Below are 22,512 nucleotides of genomic sequence, written 5' to 3' on the forward strand. Positions count from 1 at the left end.
TAGATGATCTGATCGTAGCTTTAAGCATTAGTTCCCTGATTTAGGAAACAAAGCCTCGAAAACTGCACAAAAACTAACTATTTGATCTTTCGTGAACATATGTAGTCCCATTTAAATAATCTATACACAGGGGGGGATTCCCCCTCAAGTGCGTCTTTTTACTATAGCACTCTCGTAATAAGCTTTATATCGAAAATCATAAACTTTTATGCGAGGTCAACTATGTCAAAATTTAAAGCAGGACTACCGATTGCTATCCTAAGTAGTGCGGTAATTGTATTCTCTTCCCAAGCTAGTTCCGACTTGGGTTTCAAAATGACGCCTAAGGTAACGTATGGGTTTGGTAATGTCACAACCGATGAGATAGTTCATTCAAGAGAGTTGTGGATGAACGTATTTGAGCCTACAGACAAGAGTCATATTAAAGAGACAGCTATTGTGATGACATTTGGCGGTGCGTTTCATCAAGGTTCGCCCGATTTAAGCTTCAATGTTGGCGGTGCGCAAGATACTTCTATGAATGACTATTGCCAAAGGTTTGCAAAACAAGGGTATGTTTGTTTTGCAATAGATTATCGATTAGCTCCCGAAAATCCATTACCGACAGGCATTGGTTACACGGCTGAAGATTTGGACCTTGAAAGTATTAGTTCAATGTCTCAGCAAATTAACCTAGTTAGACACCAATTAGGATATGACCAGCTAGACTTCAATAACCCTTCTGAGAAATCGATCATTGATAAAGCGATTTTATCTGCTGCTGAAGACTTACGTAATGCGGTTGGTTATATCAAAGAAAACTCGAATGAATATGGATTCAATTCATCAAAGGTAGTATTGGGAGGATTCTCTGCTGGCGCTGTAACTAGCTTGAATGTTGCTCATGGAATGAAGTTACCTGTTGCTGGTACGTTCATGCTTTCTGGTGGTCCTGCTGGCTTTGACATCATAAAGAACACTACCAATTTTGAAGCATCTAGCCCTGTATTACTCTTTCAAGGGCAGAATGATTTGCATGCTGCATTCTCGATCAATCCACCTCTGCTTGAACACTATAAACAAGAACAAATTGAAAACACGTTTGCTTGGGTACCAGGGTTTGGACATTTCTATCCTGCGGAGGCTGTTAGCTTATCTGGTGACGGAATGAGAATGTCAGTAGAGCAACGCATTATGAACTTCGTAAGTAACATTGACCAAAGAAGTAACTAGAACTTTCCCATTGATAGATTAAAAAAGCAGGCAGGATGCAAGCAGTGGGAGTAGCTTCCCATAATCTTAGAGGTATGCAATATCAAAATTCATCAAACAACGTTGACATATGAACAGATCCCTAGCGTCTATGCCTTGTTAGAATCTGAAATATTTATGTGGGTCGTAACCACTGCTACTGTTTTACTATTTGTTTGGATCGCAGCGAAGTTATGGCATATCCATTCAATCCCTAAGAAGTTAGCTAAAGAAAAGAACCTGTCACAAGCTAAGTTTGTAATTTGGTTATGTCTTTTGGGGTTGATCTGGAAGCCATTATGGGTTGTTGCCGTATTAACGATAGTCATTGATTGGGATAAATTTCAACTTTGGATAAAGGAGGCTAGGTCATGAAAGAGATTATGGTTCCTTACCTTTTGTTAGTGTGGTTACTGTTTAAATTTAAGATACTAAAACGAACACCGAAAAATTATTTTTGGACCACGTTTGTAGGGGTTGTATTACTACTGATTTTATTTGTATCTCACCGCTTCTATTCTCCTGCCGATTTGACTAACTCAACAACAGTCAAAGCGCCACATGCGATTGTTGCGCCTCCGTTCGGTCAGCAGATAGATACTATCTATGTTGAGCACAATCAGGTGGTAGAAAAGGGAGAGATTCTTTATACCCAAAGAGACGACAAATTAACCTCGATTAAAACAGGGTTGAATGCGAGTAAATTAGAGTTAGCTCGTTCGATAGAAGCGCAAGAAATCAAGCTTGCACAGGCTATGAGAGACCATAAGAGAAATTTGGGGTTGGAACATCATGCGACAGCAAGGGATGTGGAATTATCTTCGGATATGATAGCTACAACTAAAGCCGATATAAACGTGCTTTACGCAAAGCATGAAGGATTAGAAGCGAAGTTAGGGGATGTCGAATTTGAATTGGATAGGTTGACGGTACGAGCACCATTTAAAGGCATGGTTACTCATGTCTACATTGCTAATGGTTCTCGTGTTGGCGGTTTGCATTTATGGGATATTGAAAATAAGTTCATCGAAATGCGAATACCAGAACAAGCTTACCAAAACATTAAAAGGGGGCAGTTTAGCGAATTCTATGTAGATGCTTACCCAGCTCAGGTATTTAGAGCGCGAGTTCATAGCATTGTAGAGGCTACTGGAGAAGCTCAGGGGAACTTGATGCCGGTTGAGCAAATGGTATCTGGCCACATACAAAGAGGGGCTGCTCCAATTGGACGGACAGTAATATTAGAAGTTGATAGTAAAACTATGGATATGCTCCCTATAGGAAGTACTGGCACAGCATGGATTAGTGCTAAAAAACCTCATAGCATATTAGGCTTCATGGATATCATTGGCGCCGCACATGTAAGATTACAATCCGTAAAATCCATACTTTTTGCTTTATAATATAACTCGACAATTTACCTTTATTGTCTCTCCATGAAACAGTCCACTGTAATAAGTTGGGCTGTTTTTATTTCTATTATTAGTGAATAGCGAGGTCTTGATGATTTATCATTACACCAGAGATCGATGTACCAATTACTATTAAGCCTACAAGAGTTGCTAGATAAAGTTATTGGGGTTAAATAATCTATTGTTCTCTTCATTTAGAATGTAAGCAAATTGATTACTATTTCAATAGCAGAAGTTATCCGAAACTTTAAGTGCTCTGAGGTTCGTAACAAGGTTTTGTCCAAAAGCGAGCTTGAAAGCAAAAAGGGGAACGAGTAAGCAAAATTCAAAGGCTACATATTTGCTACATGGAACTTAAGTCTTACGTGGTATATTTAGGTTGAATTGTTGATACTTTTACCGAGCAGAAGGAGTGGGACTATCAAAAAATGGTTGAATTACCTTTTATTTTTCATTGTGCTCCTAATTATTGGGCAGATGCAAAAAAAGGAAGAAAGAGAAGCTCTACGATTTGATCAAGTTGTTGCTTATGAGCTGTCTAAGCAAGAAAAACTGAGCGTTTGCCATGCTATTCAAGGCTCTATAGAGAGGTCATTTAGTTACCAAGAGTCTAAGGATGGTATCGTTGAGTTATACAATGAAAAACCACAATCATACTGTGCTTTTTATCATACTGAAATTGAAATTGGCGATATGAATACCAAAGATATAAGCAAATGTCGTACCCTTACGAACGCTCAGATCTCTCGGGGTGCTGTTCCGACATCAACCGAATATAATCCCCAATACTCAGTATATAAAAATGGCATGATTTATTGGAAATGTGAGAATGGAAAAAGCCCTAGGCGGATAGATGTTCGCAATGAACGTTACGACGCAACCCCTTACAGATATGCAAAGGATAAAGATATATTACTTGTTAAAGCAGATTACCGCCTTCTCTATTTTTATAAGGGGAAAGTGTTCAAAAGCGTATCAAGTGAAAGGGCATCCTCTATGTATAACGGTGATACCCTTAAGGTCACGCACCCTGAATACTTCGATTATGCTCCGTATTTAGTACCATTTGGCTCCAAAATATAACAAGAGCTTGGGGTCTCAAGATACTTTTAATAATCTGATAGTCACGATTTAAGGTGATTTCCTAAATTGCTTCTGTCCAAAAGCTTCTCAGGTAGATTTTTTATCCGTGGCACTTCCTAGCTCGAAAATGCCCCATTCCTTCTTTCAGCAAATAACCAATTGCTCAATTAGCACATCATTTAACTGATTTTTTATAACAGCTTCATCAGTCGATATTGACTATCTGGTAATTCAGTCAAAATGACAGGGAAGAACGGCACACACGCACCTTATTGTTCAGTAAGATACGATTATTTATTCGCCAGTAATTAGTCGGACTTGTATAGGAATAAGTGCCATGAGTATATCGGATATAAAAGTAGTAGAGTTTCATCAAAAGCAAGGTGGTCAGTCTGTCGCTGCCGATGAACTAACAAGCTACTTGATTGACAGTGGTTCAATATCTAAATTTCATAATGCGCTGCCTGATGAGTTGCAACGAATACTGGCTCCTTTTGTGGGAAAAAGCCCCAATGCTTACCTCAACGCATTAAAATCTCAATTAAAATCAGAAAGGTGGGCGGCAGTCAACGCAGCACCCTCCGTGCCTGCCTCTTCTTATAAAAGTGCATTCTACCCTCCGGTGCAACAAGAGCCTAAAATCGCAAGCGTCCAAACCACCGTCACTAATACAGAAGAAGACCAAAGACCGGAGCTTGAATACGCTTTTGAGCTCTCTTGCTCTCAGTCGTCTTTTAAAGCACATGTTGGATGGGATGTGGCGTTAGCTAAAACGAGTACGTCACCGATGCATTCTCGTTGGAGTGAACAAGAAAACGAGCACAGCACGCAATTGGTGGCCAACATAAAAGAGGATGCGCCAAGGACGCTTGCATTCTCATCGAGAGGCTCTTCAGTACCCCTATCAATCCCTGACGTCTTAGCCAAGCCTAAAGGGACGAACGCACTCAGTGAAGCCTTCCTCGCAGTGATGCCTACTGTACAATTTGGTGAACGACTAGGGCTTGCCACTCAAGGGTATTATTACCACTTTAATGAAGGCAAGCTCGTTCAAGAGTACAAAATCATCAGTAATGGTAATTGTCGGTTCTGCCTGACCTATTCGGATGAACTCACTCTTAGCGATGAGCTTCGTCCTACCGCTTGGCAAAGTGCGATACCGATTCAATGGCGTATCGATAATCAGGTATTGGACAACCAGCACTTACTCTATCTACCTCGTAAGTTGACACAAGATGAATTTTCTACGGTGAACCCAGCGTGGCTCAATGAGCAAGGACTTGCGTTGAATATTTCAGAACTTGTGGATACAGGACAAGGTAAGGAAACCCCGAACGAACGATATCATGCCCCACTGGATTGCCATTACCCACATCCTGGCCGTTTACTGCATGGGACAGAGATTGTCGCCATCAATAGCCCCAGTCTCGTTTCCAAAGGTATTCCGGTCGTCAATCTTCGCCCTGAAAAACTCTTTCGTATCGGCGTGTTTTTTGATGGGACGGGGGCTAACGATAAGAATGACGCTTACAAAGAGCAACGTGGCAATAAGTCTCGCAGTAATGTGGCGCGTTTGTTTGCGGCTTATCCGCAAATTCAAGGGGAATCAACAGCAATCTATGTATCTGGTGTGGGCACCGTCGACATTGAAGATGACAGTCAGCGCCCCTCCACCATCGATGCAGAAGAAGATGAAACAGGACCAGAGCAGGCGTTTGGGGTGAGTGCACAACAGGCGTTTGATGGAAACCTTGCTGATGCTATCGCGGGTATTAGTGGCAAAGTCTTGCTTAACTATGTCGATGGTGAGAATGGTGCGTTTTACAAATGGCAGAGTTTGCTTAGTCAGTTGCAGCGCACTATCGATGAATTGGAGCAATCCGACTATTATAATGACATCACCCATATCGTTTTTGATGTTATCGGTTTTAGCCGAGGTGCGGCATTATCTCGTCACTTTGTCAATGCACTGTACCAAGGATTACCGGATTACCATCGACCAGTTGCGGGCAAGCAGGCGGATGTTAAGGTTTACCCTCATCTATTGGGTAATGAAACCAACAAAAAGTTTTCAGAGGAAGGTGGTTATGAGCGCGATGATACGAAAGGCGTCAGTGTAAGGTTCTTAGGGTTATTTGATACCGTAGGGTCGTTTTACTTAGCGGGCAATAACGATGAAGGTAATTTTCATTTGGGCCTAGAGCCGACCATGGCCAACACGGTCTTGCAGTTGGTTGCTGAACATGAGTATCGGAAAAACTTCCCATTAACGTCACTGAGTCGTGATAATTGGTTACCCGATAATTTTCACCAAGAACACTTCCCTGGATGCCATACCGATGTGGGTGGAGGTTACCCTTCGATTGAGCAATATGAGAAAAAGGGACTCCCTGACTATGTGGGCTTTCCGGTGAGGAGTACCTATAACCGTAACGAAATAAAATCAGAAACCCTTGATATCGTGCACGCTAATTTTGCATATCCAGGAGGAAGTCTAGATAAGGCTGCGATGATAGAGCGCACTCGCCAAGTAAAAGACGCCGAATGGAAAAAGGTATGCCGACAAAGGTTTGGCCATTACGGAGAGGTAAAAGAGAAAGATAGCACGCTCTATTTTTATCACTTTAAACCAGTGAGTAATGCGATAGCAGGGCTAGCCCTCGAGCGCATGAAGCAACAAGCTCAAAACGCAGGAGTAAAATGGATCGATCGTGCGTATGTTGAAAATCTAACTCCTGACTACGTGAACGATGAGCTCTGCCAATCTTTGTGGGCAAAATTATCAACCAAGCCATTGGGGGAGTTAACCAGTGAAGACTGGAAGACAACGCTTCAACCAACGCTTATTTTTGACAACTATATCCACCGATCCCATGATACGGTGATAAACCTCCCATATAAGACGGTCAAGGAAACGCTTGTAAACAGCATTACAACCGATAAACAAACAGAGAAAATACCAGAGCGGAGAATTTGGGACAATGCCTAAGTACGTAATAGCGACAATCCTCATTACAATGGTCGCCTTGAGTGGCTGTCAAGAAGAGCAGCCGTTAATAAAAGCGACCATTGGTAACGCAGGAAGCCTTAGTGATTTCTATATTATGAGTGACGTATCTATTCAAACTACAGGAGGCGGTTGGACCGGCTTTAGTTATGGGGCAGTCAATGGTTATCCTGGAAAGAGTGCCGACATCGGAAAAATGGGCGTCCCCGCACATATCAAAGGGGTGTGGAGTAAAGGCTGGAGTTATGATGATGAACTGGTCTACTACCGTATTGATGCGCCGATTGACGCTGAATTAGCTGAGAAGAAAATACGTACTTTGCAGAATTATTATAAAGACTACCAGCCTACTCGAGCTTCAATGCAGGTCATCGTAGATGAAGAGCGTATCCAAGTTATGTTTACTGTTGGCTGTTATTCTTACCGGATGGATTGTTCACCAAGTGAAGATGCGGATCCAAATGGATGGGTAGTGATGAACCCATCGAGTACAACTGAAGTGGTTGTTTTGTTTGATGGTAAAGGTGAATCGTCGCCTGTACCGTTTGAGTGATGATTATAATACTCAACGGCTACGCACTGGCAAGACAGTGCTCTAAGTTTAGTGGTTTGAGATACTTTTAGTTCCTAATGGTTTTATAATTCAGAAGAATCGCTAACAAGCTTTTGTCCAAAAATGAGTTAGCAATTTTTAAACAACTCCCTCACACCCCAACACAGCCACAAACGCATCCAAATACTGTTCTATAGTTAAATCCGCAGAAACGGGTGGCAGCTCTACGGTAATGCACGGTAGGTTTCTTTCTTGGCACCAGGTACCGAATGAGCCTGGGGTTTCGTAGTCGACGTCTTCGACGATCGGTAGGTTGAATTGCTTGCCTAGCCAAATGGCGAGCTCTGATTGAGTTGGGTCGTCGACCATGGCGAGTGGCTCGTGGAAAGATATGACGAACTTAGGCTGGCGCTGCTCGATGAGGTCGATCAGTGATTGTACTTCAGGTTCTAGCTGGTCGGTTTGCCCCGTTTTTACTTTTACATCTCTGACTGGTGTATGTGAACTCCAGCGATAGACGGTACCGTTTTCTGTCCAGTTTTGAGTCGGAAAAGCGCGGTTTAAATCAACTTGGTTGGCGTTGGCGCGAGTGCCGAGTTGATTGCCGTCTGGGTTCATCGATAAAATTACATCGTGTCGTAAGTTGGGGGCAGGCAAACTTCTTAGCGCGCAAGACAAACCTGCGATAGAAGCAGTTTCATCGCCGTGTGTGCCTGCTAAAAGCAGCCCGCGAGACTCACTTTCTACTTGCGCGGGGAAGTAGAGCAAGGGTGCGCCCAATACCGACTTTCCATATGGCAGCGGCTTTATTGAAAATGCAGCTCTTTCCGTTCTTGGAATTAAACTCACCTTTATCTCCTGATTGATCAAGTACTATCAAGTATTAACGATTACAAAAACTACTTAGATAAACGAAAGCATTAAAACTCGTCAACAGTCGCATTGTTAATTTTATTACTTGCTTCAAAGATAGGCTAGGAGAGCAAACAAACATGGATTTTAAAAAACATTCAACGGCTTTACTCATTTCATTTTTATTGACCCCTTTTATATCAGTGACTGCCGTTGCTGACACATTGCCTGCCGGAACTTCTCTGGCGAAAGAGCAACACCTGGTGCGTGCCAATGATGCAGAAGCTGCGACACTCGATCCGGCGAAGGCAGAAGGCTTGCCTGAAATGCACATTCTACGTGACCTATTTGAAGGTTTAGTGATCCAAGATCGCGATGGCAATATCACCCCGGGTGTCGCGGAATCTTGGGAAACCGAAGACAACCAGACGTTTGTATTCCACCTGCGTAAAGATGCTAAATGGTCGAATGGTGATCCAGTGACGGCCGATGATTTCGTGTATGCGATAAGACGAGCGGTCGACCCGAAACTGGCTTCGCCGAATGTTTGGTATCTTAAACTTACTCAAATCAGCAATATTGCTGACGTGGCGGAAGGTAAGAAGCCCGCTGAAGAGTTAGGTGTCTCTGCTGTCGATAAACACACGGTGAAGTTCGAGCTTGATAGTAAAGTGCCTTACTTTGTGGCGATGACAGGCCACACCTCAATGATGCCAGTTCACAAGACAACGCTAGAAAACAGCGACAAGCCGTGGAGCGATCCTAAGCAGTTTGTGGGGAATGGCGCTTTTGTTTTAGACGAGTGGGTGGTTAACGAACGGATTGAACTGAAGAAGAACTCTAACTATTGGGACAGTTCAGATACGAACCTAACTCAAGTGACATACATTCCGTTTGAGAACCAAAATTCTTCGATTAACCGTTATGCGGTGGGTGAGGTTGATATCACGTCTGATGTACCAACACATATGGCGCAACAGCTGAAAACAAAGTATCAAGATGCTTATACCGCCGTCCCTCTACTGTGTACTTATTACTACGCATTCAATACCACACGACCTCCGTTTGATGACGCGAGAGTGCGTAAAGCTGTGTCTTACTCAATGATGCGTGATGTGATTACCAATGGCGTCACTCAGGTGGGTAACTTGCCGGCTTATACCTTTGCTCATGAATATACAGCAGGCTTTGATGCGACTCAGCCTGAATACAGCACATGGACTCAAAAGGAACGTGACCAAAAAGCAAAAGAGCTACTGAAAGAAGCGGGGTACGATGCAGCTAATCCATTGGATTTCAAATTGCTCTACAACACCAGTGAGTCGAACAAGTCGATTGCGGTGGCGATTGCTTCCATGCTGAAAGGCAATCTAGACGCGCAAGTTGAGTTAGAAAACCAAGAGTGGAAGTCTTACCTAGTATCACGTCGCCAAGGTGATTTTGATGTAATGCGAGCGTCTTGGTGTGGTGACTACAATGAAGCGTCGACCTTCTTGAGCCTACTGCGCTCTGAGTCTTCGGGTAACTTTGCGCGTTACAACAACGACAAGTACGACTCAGCGATGGACAGCGCATTAGCCGCAACCAATGAGCAAGATCGCCAAGGTTTCTATGATCAAGCGGAGCAGTTACTGGCTGCAGATATGCCTATCGCGCCAATCTATTACTACATGCAGGCTCGCCTAGTGCGACCAAGTGTCGGTGGTTTTGCTAAGAACAATGTTGAAGGGCGCATCTATTCTAAGGATCTTTATATCAAAGAATAGATAGATTAACTGTGAGATCTGATATGGCGGTTTGAAGACATGACGGATCTAAGAAATAGCGCATAAAGATCAAAAAAAGAAGAAGAGGGACGTTGAACATAAATATATGATTAACGTCCCTTTATTATATCTCTTTTTTAGACAAGGCTATTTATAGGCAACTTTAGCTGCCTATAAATGAACGTTGAGGCTCGAATTCGATACTAACCATTATTATTTGTGAATTCGTTACGGAGAGCCACTCTAAAGCTATTGATATTTATAATATTTGAGGTTTCTGTAAAAATCATTATCTATTTATTAAGTTATAAATATCTATTTTTATATTTTTTCTATTTGTATTTAAGTTGATATCGATCAATTGAAAAAGCCTAATTCATTCCTACGCTTAGTTATATAAATAGAGCAATGGGATTTAGGAGGGTAATAATGAAGTACTCAATGATGACGCTATCAGCCGTGGCTGTACTTATGATCATTCCAGTCAGTGCTGTTCACGCAAAAGATAAGATACTAGAGAGCAGTAAGCTTGCCTCAAATATAGTTATCGATGGCAGCGTTGATGCCGTTTGGGATCAAGCTAAACCGCTGACTCAGAAGGTGAATAAATTACCGTATAAGCCAAATAATGGCTATGAGGGTATTAAAAAAACCAGCGTGGAAATGAAATCAATGTATGACGATGAATACATTTATTTCTTGTTTAGTTATGCCGATCCGACCAAAAGTATTGACCGCTTTCCTTGGATTAAGCAAGAGGATGGGTCATGGAAGCAGTTGAAAAATAAAGATGATACTGGGCACGACAATACTTACTACGAAGATAAATTTGCGGTCTATTGGGACATCAATGCTGAAGGCTTTTCTGAGAAAGGGTGTAATGCTGCATGTCACAGAGCTAAAAAGGGTAAAAACGCAGGGCGTGATGATAAGAACCCAGCACGTAAATACACCAAGCAGGAAGGCGAGTTTATTGATATGTGGCACTGGAAAGGTGTGAGAACTGCGGTACATAATCAGCTCGATGACCAATATGTTGATAGTAATACCGATCCAAAACAAAACAAAGGTTGGGGACGTAAAGGAGACAGCAAAACGGGGGGGGGCTACGTTAATAACGTAAAAGACGGCCAGCCAGCATATGTATCAGATAACTTAACCAATGAAACATTACTTATTTTAGACTCAGAGAAGAAGCCGTTTACAACTGACTACAATAAGTTAGACCGAATTCCAGGGCTAACAGGTAAGCCATTTACCGGTTCTCGTGGTGATATCGAAGTCGGTGCCGTTTGGAAAGAGGGTATTTGGACTCTGGAAATGAAGCGTAAGCTTGTAACTACGGGTGAAAATGCAGAAACGCAAGATGTGCAATTTGACGATTTGAGCCAATTATATCCATTTGGTGTTGCGGTTTTTGATAACTCTCAAATTAATCACATATACCATCGTGGTGTGTTGAACCTTGAGTTTAAATAAGTATAACACTCGTAACTAACTGAAATGATTTGTGTCGAAGTAATCGGCTCAAATCATTTCTTCACAGAAGAGTACTATTATGGTCAAAACAGTTACTCAATATGTTTCTTATTTATTTGTGTTGACCACGTTGAGCATATTCTTTATGCCGCTACCACTCTGTTCTGAGTCAACAGTTCAGAATCCCGCTGTGCATAATGTCAAACCGTTTTCTAGCCAAATTACCAATGAAGCGGAAATGCAGAATTTAATAAAGGAAAATAAGCGTTGTATACGGTGCCATCAAAAAAAGCGTCTGCTTAAAAATATTGATGCCATCGCTTCTGTAGGCGCACATGCCAGTACTGAGTTTTACAACAACTGCACGGCTTGTCATGGCAGAAAAGGTTCTCATCCCAAAGATTCTGATGTGGTAAGTGTGATTCCATTCGATGATCATATCGACTTGCCAATTTTCGAGCAAAACCAAAAGTGTATCGCTTGTCATTCTCCTGAAAGCTTGAGGGTCAGTGAGTGGACTCACGATGTACATGCCACCAAATTGACATGTTCCAATTGTCATAATTTACATCGCGATTCAGACCCGATTATCGGTATCAGTAAGAAGTTCCGTATTGGGTTATGTGCAACCTGCCATGAAGCTATTCTGCGTGAGAAAGAGCTTAAGTCGCATCGGTAAGAAGGAGCCAGTTTTATGAGTACGACTAGATATTTAATTAGTGTGTTACTTGCTGGAGTATGCGCACTGGTGGTCGCTGAAGATTTACCTAATCCAGATGAGCATAACCTTGCGAATATTCACCTAAAGGATGAAACATGTGCGGGTCAGTGCCATCTAGACGAAGAGCCTTCTGACGATCTTGAGTTTGAATATAACAGCTGCGTGGAGTGTCATGATGATTTTGGTCACCTCGAAGGGCGCCAGCATAATTTAAAGCACAAAGAGAGCGAAGAGATGGAGTGCGTCGAGTGTCATCTTCCCCATGAAGAATTTGATCCTAAGGACACTTGTACCGACTGTCATGATGAAGAAGACGAAGAATTATCAGACTTTTATTCAGTTAGGCTAGAGCGCTATTTAAATACGTTTAGCCTTGATATTAGGCCGTAAAATGACGGAAGGTTTGAGCTAGTAAAAATAAAAATCCCCATTCGTTGACAAAACGAATGGGGATTTTTCTTAGTAGGGGTTAGTTACTTTATCAATAGTGAGCATTCACTAATTTATTGATTCTTTTAGATAGCTTTTGGCTTTAGATAGCCACCATAGTTGCAGCTCTCTTCATTGCTTCCTTCGTTGAACACTCAATCACGTTCGCATTGGCAAATCGGTGTGCGTCTTTCACTTGAATATCGTGAGCCAAGATAACCAGTCTTGCGTTCGCTACATCTAGGTCAGTGATGCGGTTCTGAATACCGTTTTGACCTTGAGTTTCTACCTTAATCTTAAGGCCTGCGGCTAAGCCTGCTTTCTCTAGTGCTTTCGCTGCCATGAAGGTGTGTGCAACACCAGAAGGGCAACATGTAACTGCTACGATGTCGTACTCGCCTTCGCCTGCTACAGGAGCTGCTTGAGCTTGTACTGGTGCTTCAACCATGTCTTCTTCTGTTTCTACCGCTACCGGTTTCCAGAAGCCTACGATAACGGCTGTGGTTAGCGAGCCAAGTGCAATACCGACGACGTACATTGGAATGTTGCTTGATACCGGCGCAGTGATTAGGCCGCCCCACGGAGCGTGCAGTAGAACGTCTGTCATGAAGCCGAATACACAGCCCACGATACCACCGGCAACGATTGAAGGAAGTACGCGCATTGGGTCATTTGCTGCGAACGGGATAGCACCCTCAGAGATACCGATAGAACCCATGATTGCTGCTGCTTTACCTGCTTCTTGCTCTTGTTTAGAGAACTTGTTTTTGAATAGGAACGTCGCCAGAGCCATACCTAGAGGTGGAGTACAAATCGCGATGCCTACACCGCCCATTAGCCAAGGTTGCGTGTCTACTTGAGTTTGAGCAAATAGGGTCGCGACTTTGTTGATAGGGCCGCCCATATCAAACGCTGTCATACCGCCAAGGATTGTGCCCAGAACCATCTTAGACGCGCCCGCCATTGAAGCTAGGAACTCGTTCATTGAAGACATGAACAGTTTGATTGGCTCGCCGATGCCCCACAGTACGATACCTGCAGAGATTAACGTGCCTAGAAGCGGGTAGATGAAGTACGCACCTAGCGCCGTCATGTTCGCAGAAAGTGGGATCTTCTTAAGTTGGAACACCACGCCACCGGCGATAAAGCCTGCTACGATACAACCAAGGAAGCCGCCGCCCATGTCAGCCATGATGCCAGAAGATATCATCGCTGGCGCTAGTGCTGGTTTATCTGCAATGGAGTAACCAATAAAGCCGCCAAGAATGATTGGGAAAAGAACAAGGCCTTTGATACCGATATTAGAGATGTCTGCCAGCAAGCCGTCTGCTGGTACCGCACCTTTGCCAGATGCCATGACCGCTAAAGCCAATAGAACGCCACCGGCTACAATGAAAGGCAGCATGTGTGAGGTTCCGAAAAGCAGGTGGCCTTTCATGGTACTAAGGATTTTTTTAAAGTCGCTACTACTGTTTTTATTATTGGTATTCGTAGCTTGAGTTGTTAGGGTGCTCATAATTTTCTACGCCTTATGAATTAATTAAAATATTAAGGATTTGCTGTTCGTCTTTTGCGTTATGGATATCTTTAATAAATTCATCGCTGAATTTTCCAAATAGTTCTTGTAGTACATAAATATGATGGTCAGCACCGTTATCGGGTGAGGCAATCATAAAAAACACGGTTGGATTGATGCCGTCTTCATCGCCATACTCGATACCTTCACGCTTAACACCAACAGCGATTGCCGGCTCAGTTACAGCCTTGCTTTTTGAGTGTGGGTAAGCGATGCCGTCCATTGAAGTGATGCTTTGAGATTCACGAATTTCGATGTCTGCCAAGAAGGCTTCTTTATTGCTGATTCGGTTGTTCTCAAATAACATGCCTGCCAACTCTTCAAACAGTTCTTTTTTATTATTCGCTTGAAGGTTGTTATTAATTAAGTTGACGTTAGTTAGCTGTGTGATCATTTATTAACTCATTCACTATTGAAGTTCTTGAATTAAAATTAATGGATTAACCCGATTCGCGAAATAGCAAATAAAAGCCCTTCACTGTACATTTGTATCAAGCAAAATTAAGTGTGATTTGCATCATTCATCCAGTGTGAGATGGGGCATATTTGATAGTGTATTTCGATGCTGAAATAATTTTCGTTAGGAATAAAAGAGCTGTAGGGACAAAAAAGCTCTAGGAACAAAAAAGTACTGGGAACAAAAATGCCCCGCAAAAGCAGGGCATGAAGAGTGTGTTCTGAGTTGTTAGAGAGCTAGCTGTAAGCGCGCGCTACTCGGCCAACGCAGTCCAGTTTGTAACTCTCAGCATAAGCAGGAATGAATACCGACTGGCCTTTCTCTATCACGCAGGTTTCACCGCATTGGTGAGTGAGCACCATGGATTCGTCGAGTGGCAGTAGGATCTCTGCGCCTTCGGTAGTTATCTTGCGTTGATGTGAGTTTTGCACGATAGAGAACTTAAAATCCTCGACTGGAATTTCGTATTCCATCACATCACCTTGCTCTATCGGGCTTAGCAGTAATCTATCCGCGGGCTTTTCATTAAATCGAGTACAAGAAACCAGTTCATTCACGTCCATGTATTTAGGCGTCAGCCCGGCACGTAACACATTGTCTGAGTTCGCCATGATCTCTAGCCCTGTCCCTTTGATGTAAGCATGGGGAGTCTCGGCATCCAGATACATGGCTTGCCCCGGCTTTAAGGTAATTACGTTCAATAGTAACGGTGCAAATAGGCCGACATCACCTGGATATTGATCTTCCAGTTCTGAAATCAATTGGAATACACGTTTATCAGAAAGCTTGGCCTTCATGATCAACATAGTAAGCGCCATTCCTTTTTGCTCGCCCTCTAAAGACAATAAGCTCGCAAAAAAGCAGGCTAATCCATTGGGAGTTTGATCGCCCGTGAGATCGTTGACCATCGAATGAAGCTCTGGAATATCGAGGTAATGGAAGTGCTCAAGGATCTCGCTAATCGATCTAAAACCATTCATCGCCGTGTAGTCGGTTAGGGCATACACCAGTTCTGGTTTGTGGTTGGCATCCTTGTAGTTACGATTGCCAGCTGTCATCGGAATACCTTGCTGCTCTTCTAGAGCATAGCCAGATTCAGCTTGTTGTTTGTTTGGGTGTACTTGTACAGACAGCGCTTTCTCAGCCGCTAACACCTTGAATAGATATGGCAATTCACCAAAGCGACTTGCCACTTTCTCGCTTAAAAATAGGTTGAGGTTATTGGAAATCAAGCTCGATAATGTGGTTTGCTGCCCGTTGTCGTTCACCATTGAGCAACCATTCGGGTGAGCGCCCATCCATATCTCTGCTTGCGGCTCACCAGACTGGTTATCAATACCAAACAGTTGGCTAAACGAGGAAGGACTACCCCATGCGTAGTTTTGAATCACGTTGGTCATAGGGTAGAAAAAGCGTTGTACGAACGAATCATTCGCTAAAGAAAAATCAGACATCGAAATCACCATGAAGGGAAACATGGCTTGAGCTCTACTCGACCTACTGAAATGTCTGAGTAGAATAGGGGCTCAAGCCATTGGAGTTGAAATGGCTTAAGCCGCTGCTGTTGTTAGCTTGGCTTTACGTAGATTTTTAAGCGCGATACAAGTCACCGCAGTCACACCCGCACCTGATGCCATGCACAGAAGTGCCAGCAATGGGTAGTTCATTGCGCCTAGTAGAGCAACAACTGGACCACCGTGAGCAACGCTGTTGGTGATACCAAATGAGAACGCCATAACCGCTGCAGTCATTGAACCAAGTACGTTGGCTGGGATTACTGACATAGGGTCTTGAGCCGCGAAAGGAATCGCACCTTCAGAGATACCCACCAAGCCCATCGCACCTGCTGCTTTACCCGCTTCGATTGCAGAAGATTCGAACAGGTCGAACTTACGGCCAAGTCTGGTTGCGATAGCCATGCCTAGTGGAGCCACAGGGATTGCACACGCCATCGCACCCATGAATTGAGTTTGACCGCTGGCAATCATGCCGACCGAGAATAGGAACGCCACCTTGTTGAATGGACCGCCCATATCAAAGCCGGCCATACCACCAAGGACAATACCAAGCAGAACCACGTTGCCTGTGCTCATGCTGGTTAGCAGCGCAGTAAGAGCATCCATCAACCCAGCGATTGGCGCGCCGATAACAAAGATGAATAGACCTGCGATGAATAGAGAACCAGTGATCGGAGCGATCATGATAGGCACAAGCGGTTGAACGAATTTGTGGTAGTTAAACGAGGTAATCCACTTAACAAAGTAACCCACTAATAGACCTGCGATGATTGCGCCAATGAAGCCTGTACCTGCGTCAGCACCGTAGAAAGAACCGTTGTTGGCAATCCAACCGCCAATTAAACCTGGAGTTAAGGCAGGGCGGTCTGCAATCGCGTAAGCAATGTAGCCAGCCAAGATTGGAATCATCAGGGTGAAGGCAACCACACCCACTTCTAGAATTTGGTTCCACATGCTGCCAGCAGGAATTGCCATGCCAGATTCACTTGGTTCGCCGCCAATCGCCAGTGCAAGGGCAATCAATAGGCCGCCAGTCACCACGAATGGAATCATGTGTGATACGCCATTCATCAAGTAACGATAAAGGTCAGAACGCGCTTGTGATGCTTTCTCTACAACAGATTGATTGGTCGGCGTTTGTTCGGCTTGGTAGCTAGGTGCGTTGAGTGCTTGTTTAATCAAGCCTTGCGCATCTTTGATTGGCGCTTTTACGTTGGTGCTGATAACGCATTTTCCGGCAAAGCGAGCCATGTCGACCTGTTTGTCACAAGCCACGACAATCGCGTCTGCACGTTCGATTTCGTCTTGAGTAGGGCTGTTTTTAACACCAATAGAACCGTTAGTTTCGACCTTGATGTCGTAACCAAGAGCCGCTGCGCCTTTCTCTAGCGCTTCAGCTGCCAAATAAGTGTGTGCAACGCCGGCTGGGCAGCCTGTCACACCAATGATGAAGCCTTGTTTCTCAACGTTGTTTTCCGCTTCCGAAGGCTCAGGTTTGCTAAGCAGTAATTCTAGTGCTTCTTCTTCAGATTGAGCATTCATGAAGCTTTCGATAAAGCCTTCTTCAATCAGTTTTGAAGAAAGCTCTGCCAGTACTTCGATGTGGTGATTATCGCCGCCATCAGGAGAAGCGATCATGAAGAACAGTTTTGATGGCTGACCGTCATCGGCACCGTACTCTATGCCCTGCTTGTGGACGCCGATAACAACGGCGGGTTTGATCACCGCGCTGCTTTTCGCGTGTGGTAGAGCAATGCCTTCTTCAAACCCGGTATTACCTTGCTCTTCTCGCGCTTTAATGTCGGCAAGGAACTGTGCTTTGTCTGAAATTCGACCTTGTGCATAAAGCACGTCTATCAGCTCTTTGAATACTTCTTCTTTTGAATCAGCGCTAAGCGAAAGTTTAATCAAATCTTGATTGATCAATGTTGTGATCATAATGAACCCCTACTCTTTTTTATTTTGTTAGGGGTATTCTGGAATCTACTGCTTACCTTCTGTAGTGAAGAAAAAATGCATTTACTGGATGATTGATGCGTTCTAAATGGAGTGTGATTTTGATCGGTTAGTGGTGCGTTTTTCGGTTACTGTTGACAGCGATTTTGAGGAGCTTAGGCTTTTATTTATAAGGGCTGCAGCGTGTTGGGTTCTCAGGGGGATTACGTGCTATATCAGGTTTGTGGCTGGAGATTTATTTCCACGACTGGATTTTTGTAACCTAGATCTCAAATTGTGATTTTGCTCAATAGCGCTATGTTTCACTAAGGGGTATATCTATTCCCGTAGCCTTATTGCTGCCCACTAGAGTTCGTATAATGATATTTCATGACTTAATCTCGTCCGTGTTAAATGAGCGAGAACCGTTTCATAACATCTGGTTTGCTGGAGATTTTCATACACCTTCAGCGTGCAGCTATCAGGTGAACTTTTCGCGCTTAGAGCTGGTGCTAGACGGAGAGTATATTAATGAAATGGAAAGCCATGACCGCAAGATCACCAACGTTATAGCCAAAGCCGGAGACGCGATTTTCATCCCACCCAACTGTTGGAATAAACCCAATTGGGACACTGACTGTTCGGTGTTGAGTATGTTGTTTGGTCGTCGTCAGCTGGGTTTAAGTTTGGTGAGCAAACGCAAAGGTGAGGAGAGTTTTTACGATATTCAAAAGCACAGTATTCAGACTCGTTCTGGATTCGCGATTGATAATATTTTGGAGGCGCTCAGCTCGTTAGCGAGAGAGAGCAACAAGCAGCCAATGGACGAGTTATTGCTGCAAGCTCTGCTGCAATACAGCAAGGCGATGTTGGAAGCGCCTGTCGAAAAATCTCACAGCCGAGTTCAGGATGTGTATCAGGGGATTTGTATCTACATTCAAGAGAACTTCCACCGCCAAATCACCCGAGACAGCATCGCCTCGCGCTTTAGCATTTCATCGAACCATTTGTCACGAATGTTCCGCCAACAAGGCCATATGACGCTGGCCGAGTACATCACGCGCGTGCGAGTCGATCGTGCTAAGTTCATGCTTAAGAAGTACAACTTCAAGCTCAATGAAGTGGCATTACGTTGCGGCTTTAAGGATGTGAACTACTTCTGTCGAGTTTTCAAAAACCGCACCGGAAGAACACCGACCGAGTATCGAGGCTCAATCTAGCTCTAACGAGCTGGTAACTAAATAAGACGTGAAGAGATGTACATGAGCAGAGCTTGTAGATCGACACTGCTTCGAGTCTTTTGTAAACGCTCATTGACTTGGTCGTGAAGCAGATTTCTGGTTAGGTTGGTAGCCGCCACAATATGCTCTCGCTGTGGCTTGGTAGGCAGTACCAAAGCAATGGCAACGTGTACTTCGCCAATGCGTGAGGCCCAGTCAATTGGGTCGTCACTGACGATAACCGCGATCGAGAGGTCTTGGGTCGATTCAAACATCACATGCGGCAGGGCGATCCCTGGAGATACACACGTAGACGAGCGTTCCTCTCGTTTAATAAACGCCAGAATCAGTTCATCCGGATCTTCTGGATACACCAAATGAGCGAGCCCTTTTAGGCATTCAAACTTGGTCAGTTGGGTTTGTGCTTTGGCATGGTGCCACTTGATGTCGCAAGGTGGGCATATCTGCGGCATGCGCTGGATTAAATCGTTTGAGAACTCATGGTTCACTTGTGAGCCAACCATGGCGTAATGCTCAGCAATGACGTCTTTAAGAACGAAACAGGCCAGCTCTGCATCAATCCCTACTGCGGTTATCTGACACAAATCACCACGAAGTAAACCTACTTGCAGCATCGCGACGGATTTGGATAGATCAGCGGTTCGGTTTTGAGTGATGTTGATAATACGGATGGTACTTTTGAATTTCTTTGCCAAGCGGCTAAGTGGCTGCGCGACGTGTGAGTTCGCGGCAGGATCGTCAACGAAGAAGGTGATTTGATATTCGTTCATGAAAGGTCTAGGTGCGACAATGCTTAATAAAGACTTTATCGACACTCAACAATACTTCTTCCATAGGGATGAATAAGGTTTTTGCTGGGTCGAAGCGGCTTGGCTGTTCAATGTCGATGTCAGAGACGATCAATACCTTGTCTGCGAGGGTAATATCCTGTGCAGTCAGTAAGTTTTCAATACCCATAGCGCCTTGTGTTTCAACCTTGATTGAAACGTTGAATTTAGGGGCTGTTTTATTTAATGCATCAGCTGCCATATAGGTGTGCGCAATGCCTGTAGGGCACGCAGTTACCGCTACAATTTTCATTATTATTCTCGGCTTAATCTCGCCACTTTACTCTCTCGTATGGGAAAACCCAGTATAGACCGGGAGCATACAGTAGGGGCGATACGTTTATGGACTCTGTGGATTTTATGGATTGGCGTTTTTTATTCTAAGGTGGACGTCACACTCTGAGTTCTTGGTTACAATAATCCAGTTAATGCACCTTTCGTCCTATATATTGAGTTCCCCCACACCGTTAATCTTTTCATCTTATTGACCTCTTTATCTCATTCACTCAAATTGGTACTCGGACGAGGCAGCACATGGATATCACTGACATTATCGAGCCCGAGATTATCTGCTTGGAATTAAAAGCAGACTCAAAACAGGCGGTATTTGAAGAGCTTGTCGAACTGCTCGACCGTGCTGGTAAGCTTTCCAATAAAAGTGAATTCCTTGATGACATTTGGAAGCGCGAAGCCATAGGTAACACGGGCTTTGATGATGGTATCGCCATTCCACACGCGAAAAGTACCGCCGTTACTAAGCCTGCCGTTGCGGTTGGGATTAGCCGTACGGGTATTGATTATGGCGCTGATGGCGGTGAACTGTCTGATGTGTTCTTCATGCTCGCTTCGCCTGACAACAATGATGACCATCATATCGAGGTGTTGGCTCAGATCTCGACCAAACTGATTGAAGATGACTTTGTTACAAAATTAAAGGCTGTTGAGTCGGTCGAGGAAGCTCAAGAGCTGTTTCTCGAAGCCAATTCAGATTCCTTCGACAGCTATGCCTCTAGCCATCATGAAGTGTATGTTGAGCCGCTCAGTCCTTGGGCTCAATCTCTCAATCGCCTCAAAGAACACCTGTTATACGGCACTTCGCACATGATCCCATTCGTGGTTGCGGGTGGCGTGTTGTTGTCTTTGTCGGTGATGATGTCGGGTCATGGCGCAGTACCTGAGAGTGGCGTGCTGGCAGACATCGCACAGATGGGTATCGCAGGCTTAACCCTGTTTACTGCCGTACTAGGTGGTTACATCGCGTATTCAATGGCCGACAAACCGGGTTTAGCACCGGGCATGATCGGTTCTTGGGTTGCGGTGAATCAATACAACACCGGTTTCCTTGGCGCTATTGTAGTCGGCTTCTTCGCTGGCTTTGTGGTTAATCTACTCAAGAAGATCAAATTACCAGATAGCATGATCTCGCTGAGTTCTATCTTTATCTATCCGCTTGTCGGCACCTTTGTAACCTGTGGTGCTGTGATGTGGGTGATTGGCTCTCCGATAGCTCAAGTAATGCTTGAGATGAACCAAATGCTAACAGGTATGGCAGGTTCTGGAAAAATGGTGCTCGGCAGTATTTTAGGTGCGATGACGGCCTTTGATATGGGCGGCCCAATCAACAAGGTCGCAACGCTGTTTGCTCAAACGCAGGTAAATACTCAGCCTTGGTTGATGGGTGGCGTTGGCATTGCGATTTGTACGCCACCACTGGGCATGGCTCTCGCGACTTTTATATCGCCGAAGAAGTTTAAAAGAGACGAACGCGAAGCGGGCAAAGCGGCGGGCATCATGGGAATGATCGGCATTAGCGAAGGTGCTATTCCATTTGCTGCTGCCGATCCTGCACGTGTTCTGCCTGCTGTCGTGGCTGGTGGCATTGTCGGTAACGTAGTTGGCTTTATGTTTCATGTGGTAAACCATGCGCCATGGGGAGGCTGGATTGTTCTGCCTGTGGTTGATGGCAAGATTGGCTACATCATTGGAACACTCGCGGGGGCTCTTACCACGGCTTTAATCGTAATATTGCTGAAAAAGAATGTGGTCGAAGGTGAGGCTCGCTCTAATCAGTTTGCGGGTGGTTCGGTGACGGAAGAAGGGCAAGCGGATGTACTCGCGATTACTTCTTGTCCGTCTGGTGTTGCTCACACTTTCCTAGCGGCTAAATCTTTGGAAAAGGCGGCACATCATCTCGGGGTTAGAATAAAAGTTGAAACGCAGGGCGCCAGCGGGATAGGCAATCGCATCACACCTAAAGATATTGAAAGGGCGAGGTTGGTGATCTTTGCTCATGACGTGGCGATTAAGGAAGTCGAGCGCTTTGCAAATGTGAAAACCTTAGATGTCAGCACCAAAGAGGCGATGCTTAATGCACAGGCGCTGATCATGAGAAAGGTATAACCCTTAAACACTAAAGTTAATCATCTA

General features: G+C 44.3%; 18 protein-coding genes. 11 read left to right on the forward strand and 7 right to left on the reverse strand.

The window, feature by feature from the left end; translation table 11 throughout:
• The first annotated feature begins 222 nt into the window (after positions 1-222).
• From ACED45_RS10165 to ACED45_RS10185, 5 genes are all read left to right on the forward strand, one after another.
• Positions 223-1,212, forward strand: a complete 990-nt coding sequence (locus tag ACED45_RS10165; RefSeq protein ID WP_371713928.1) for an alpha/beta hydrolase — start codon at positions 223-225, stop codon at positions 1,210-1,212.
• Between the two features lie 389 nt (positions 1,213-1,601).
• Positions 1,602-2,633, forward strand: coding sequence for an HlyD family secretion protein (locus ACED45_RS10170; protein ID WP_371713929.1), 1,032 nt, complete (start codon positions 1,602-1,604; stop codon positions 2,631-2,633).
• A 486-nt stretch (positions 2,634-3,119) separates the two neighbouring features.
• Positions 3,120-3,725 (forward strand): hypothetical protein, encoded by a 606-nt coding sequence (locus ACED45_RS10175; protein WP_371713930.1) that lies wholly within the window; start codon positions 3,120-3,122, stop codon positions 3,723-3,725.
• Positions 3,726-4,062: 337 nt separating this feature from the next.
• Positions 4,063-6,714: a DUF2235 domain-containing protein gene (locus tag ACED45_RS10180; RefSeq protein WP_108155488.1), complete on the forward strand. Its 2,652-nt coding sequence runs from the start codon at positions 4,063-4,065 to the stop codon at positions 6,712-6,714.
• A complete protein-coding gene (locus tag ACED45_RS10185; protein ID WP_108155487.1) occupies positions 6,707-7,285 on the forward strand; it encodes a hypothetical protein in 579 nt (192 codons plus the stop codon). Before ACED45_RS10180 ends, ACED45_RS10185 begins: the two co-directional genes overlap by 8 nt.
• A 138-nt stretch (positions 7,286-7,423) precedes the next feature.
• Here the strand turns inward: ACED45_RS10185 and mpaA are convergent, their stop codons facing one another.
• The gene (mpaA, locus tag ACED45_RS10190) at positions 7,424-8,134 is read right to left on the reverse strand and encodes a murein tripeptide amidase MpaA (protein ID WP_371713931.1); all 711 of its coding nucleotides are present in this window, start codon (positions 8,132-8,134) and stop codon (positions 7,424-7,426) included.
• Between the two features lie 143 nt (positions 8,135-8,277).
• On the opposite strand from mpaA, the gene ACED45_RS10195 reads away from it, so the two are divergent.
• The 4 genes from ACED45_RS10195 to ACED45_RS10210 all read left to right on the forward strand — a co-directional run bounded on the left by ACED45_RS10195 (position 8,278) and on the right by ACED45_RS10210 (position 12,493).
• Positions 8,278-9,903: an ABC transporter substrate-binding protein gene (locus ACED45_RS10195; RefSeq protein ID WP_371713932.1), complete on the forward strand. Its 1,626-nt coding sequence runs from the start codon at positions 8,278-8,280 to the stop codon at positions 9,901-9,903.
• Positions 9,904-10,332: 429 nt separating this feature from the next.
• On the forward strand, positions 10,333-11,382 hold the full coding sequence (locus ACED45_RS10200) for an ethylbenzene dehydrogenase-related protein (protein ID WP_371713933.1): 1,050 nt from the start codon (positions 10,333-10,335) through the stop codon (positions 11,380-11,382).
• A 190-nt stretch (positions 11,383-11,572) separates the two neighbouring features.
• Positions 11,573-12,061 carry a cytochrome C gene (locus tag ACED45_RS10205; protein ID WP_371713934.1) on the forward strand — a complete coding sequence of 163 codons (489 nt, stop codon included), beginning with the start codon at positions 11,573-11,575 and terminating at the stop codon, positions 12,059-12,061.
• Between the two features lie 15 nt (positions 12,062-12,076).
• The gene (locus ACED45_RS10210) at positions 12,077-12,493 is read left to right on the forward strand and encodes a cytochrome c3 family protein (RefSeq protein ID WP_371713935.1); all 417 of its coding nucleotides are present in this window, start codon (positions 12,077-12,079) and stop codon (positions 12,491-12,493) included.
• 142 nt (positions 12,494-12,635) lie between these two features.
• Here the strand turns inward: ACED45_RS10210 and ACED45_RS10215 are convergent, their stop codons facing one another.
• The 4 genes from ACED45_RS10215 to ACED45_RS10230 form a co-directional block, all read right to left on the reverse strand.
• Complete coding sequence (locus ACED45_RS10215; RefSeq protein ID WP_285954727.1) at positions 12,636-14,048, reverse strand: fructose-specific PTS transporter subunit EIIC; 1,413 nt, start codon at positions 14,046-14,048, stop codon at positions 12,636-12,638.
• 13 nt (positions 14,049-14,061) lie between these two features.
• Positions 14,062-14,502 carry a PTS sugar transporter subunit IIA gene (locus tag ACED45_RS10220; protein WP_371713936.1) on the reverse strand — a complete coding sequence of 147 codons (441 nt, stop codon included), beginning with the start codon at positions 14,500-14,502 and terminating at the stop codon, positions 14,062-14,064.
• Positions 14,503-14,801: 299 nt separating this feature from the next.
• Positions 14,802-16,019 (reverse strand): mannose-6-phosphate isomerase, class I, encoded by a 1,218-nt coding sequence (gene manA, locus ACED45_RS10225; protein WP_371713937.1) that lies wholly within the window; start codon positions 16,017-16,019, stop codon positions 14,802-14,804.
• A 96-nt stretch (positions 16,020-16,115) separates the two neighbouring features.
• Entirely contained in the window at positions 16,116-18,020 is a 1,905-nt protein-coding gene (locus tag ACED45_RS10230; protein ID WP_371713938.1) for a PTS fructose transporter subunit IIABC, read from the reverse strand.
• A gap of 377 nt (positions 18,021-18,397) precedes the next feature.
• Between ACED45_RS10230 and ACED45_RS10235 the strand changes: the two genes are divergently transcribed.
• Positions 18,398-19,237, forward strand: coding sequence for a helix-turn-helix transcriptional regulator (locus tag ACED45_RS10235; protein ID WP_371713939.1), 840 nt, complete (start codon positions 18,398-18,400; stop codon positions 19,235-19,237).
• 17 nt (positions 19,238-19,254) lie between these two features.
• On the opposite strand, the gene ACED45_RS10240 is transcribed toward ACED45_RS10235, so the two are convergent.
• Positions 19,255-20,028 carry a PTS sugar transporter subunit IIA gene (locus ACED45_RS10240; protein WP_123300056.1) on the reverse strand — a complete coding sequence of 258 codons (774 nt, stop codon included), beginning with the start codon at positions 20,026-20,028 and terminating at the stop codon, positions 19,255-19,257.
• Between the two features lie 7 nt (positions 20,029-20,035).
• Positions 20,036-20,338 carry a PTS fructose transporter subunit IIB gene (locus ACED45_RS10245; protein ID WP_182795518.1) on the reverse strand — a complete coding sequence of 101 codons (303 nt, stop codon included), beginning with the start codon at positions 20,336-20,338 and terminating at the stop codon, positions 20,036-20,038.
• Between the two features lie 281 nt (positions 20,339-20,619).
• Here ACED45_RS10245 and ACED45_RS10250 point away from each other — a divergent pair, with 281 nt between their 5' ends.
• On the forward strand, positions 20,620-22,485 hold the full coding sequence (locus ACED45_RS10250; protein ID WP_371713940.1) for a fructose-specific PTS transporter subunit EIIC: 1,866 nt from the start codon (positions 20,620-20,622) through the stop codon (positions 22,483-22,485).
• Positions 22,486-22,512: the final 27 nt, after the last annotated feature.

Origin of the sequence: Vibrio crassostreae, from assembly GCF_041439375.1 — a bacterium.
Taxonomy (GTDB): domain Bacteria; phylum Pseudomonadota; class Gammaproteobacteria; order Enterobacterales; family Vibrionaceae; genus Vibrio; species Vibrio crassostreae_D.